Raw genomic sequence first — 1,188 nt, 5'->3', positions numbered from 1 at the left:
GGAACTGTACCCGACGAAGGTTGTAAATCTGCCAAAACTTCCGCGACGGACTGATAGCGACTTTTGGGTTTGGTTTCCACCAAACGATCTAAAATTTTGCCGAATGAGTCACTGACCCAATTTCCATTCAAATAATCTCGCCAGACCCATTCCACCTCCATCGCATCATACAAATCAAAAGGATTCATCTGGGTTAACAAGTGCAAACAGGTCACACCCAAACTATATAAATCGCTGATATATTTGGGTTTTCCCATCGCCTGTTCCGGGGCGCAGTATTCAGCCGAACCGATAATCGTTCCGGTGACGCTGAGGGACGTGCGCGGCACCTGTTTGGCGGCACCGAAATCGACGATGACTAATTTTTGATCGCTTTTTCGTCTGATGATATTTTCCGGTTTGATGTCCCGGTGAATGACTTTTTGACTGTGGACAAAATCCAAAACCGTCAACAAATCTTCTAACAGTGACCGGATTTGCTTTTCGGTGAACGCGCCATGATTTTCCAATTCTTGTTGCAGGGTGTCCCCGTCGATAAATTCTTGCACCAAATATTGCCGGTTATCGGCGGTGAAATACGCCAAAAGTTCGGGGATTTGGGGATGTTTGCCCAGTTCTTCCAGACGCCGCGCCTCCTGGTCGAAAAGTTCGGTGGCTTTTTGTAGTGTAGCGGTTCCCTGCGCCTGGGGGAGAAGTTGCTTGATGACGCAGGGGGGTTTGGAGGGTTTGCAGTCATCGACGGCGAGGAAAGTGCGTCCGAAGCCGCCCTGTCCGAGTATCCGTTTTGCCCGATAGCGTTCGAGGAGTCGCAGTTTGCCGCCGCATTTCTGGCAAAATTGGGAACCGTCGGGGTTGCCGTGGAGACAGTCGGGGTTGAGGCACTGGCTCATGATTCGGGATGGTTGCTGATATCTGATTTTATTCTATGGCAAAATCGGGTTATTTTGACGGAATAATCCTCCGTGTCCTCTGTGCCTCTGTGGTTTTTTAAGTTCAACCGTTTATATATTTCCCCCCTCGCCCAAGATTGGGAGAGGGGTCGGGGGTGAGGGCTGCCAAGGGGTCTAAAAAACGAAAGCTTCCCCCGGTTTACCACTGGAAGGAAGCCCTCGTTTATAATTATCCTGGCACCTTGCTATTTTCCCAGGCGGCTACCCGCCAAGTATCTTCGCCGTTTCAGCGTTTCAC

At 50.2% G+C, this 1,188-nt stretch carries 1 protein-coding gene; it reads right to left on the bottom strand.

Annotated features, from left to right (window positions below):
* Positions 1–890, bottom strand: an 890-nt coding sequence (locus tag LKE08_RS02415; protein ID WP_324702596.1) for a serine/threonine-protein kinase, incomplete at its 3' end; no start/stop codon positions are given.
* Positions 891–1,188 lie beyond the last annotated feature (298 nt).

The organism is Lyngbya sp. CCY1209 (genome assembly GCF_035615495.1).
Classification (GTDB): domain Bacteria; phylum Cyanobacteriota; class Cyanobacteriia; order Cyanobacteriales; family Microcoleaceae; genus Limnospira.
Note: the sequence above shows the minus strand (reverse complement) of the source record. Positions and strands in the feature narration are given on the sequence as shown.